Source organism: Campylobacter sp. 2018MI13, assembly GCF_018501135.1.
Taxonomy (GTDB): Bacteria; Campylobacterota; Campylobacteria; order Campylobacterales; family Campylobacteraceae; genus Campylobacter_E.
The window spans coordinates 1-393 of the sequence record NZ_JAHCZC010000290.1 but is presented as its reverse complement, the minus strand read 5'-3'; the positions used below and the strand labels follow the sequence as shown (position 1 = coordinate 393).

The 393-nt window shown below is 52.7% G+C and carries 1 protein-coding gene; it reads right to left on the bottom strand.

The window, feature by feature from the left end:
- Nucleotides 1-393: sigma 54-interacting transcriptional regulator (locus KJQ99_RS10070; protein WP_214150765.1), on the bottom strand; the 393-nt coding region annotated here is incomplete at both ends.

The window sequence follows — 393 nt, the reverse complement described above, 5'->3', positions numbered from 1 at the left end:
GTTAACGGCATGATGTCCTGCGGACAGTCACGTAGCGGCGGCAGATTGAGCGTCAACACGTTCAGACGATAATAGAGATCTTCACGGAACATGCCTTTTTGCACCAGTTCGACCAGATTCTTCTGCGTAGCGCAAATCACCCGCACATCGACATGCACCTCATGGTCTTCGCCAACCCGACGGAAAGTGCCATCATTAAGGAAACGCAGTAATTTCGCCTGCATCCGTGGTGACATTTCCCCTATTTCATCCAACAGCACCGAACCACCGTTCGCCTGCTCAAAGAATCCTTTCTTCCCTTCCGGAGCATGACCAAACAGTTCACTCTCGACCGCATCTTCCGGTATAGACGCACAGTTCAGCGCCAGGTAAGGTTTGCCCGCTCTGGGGCTT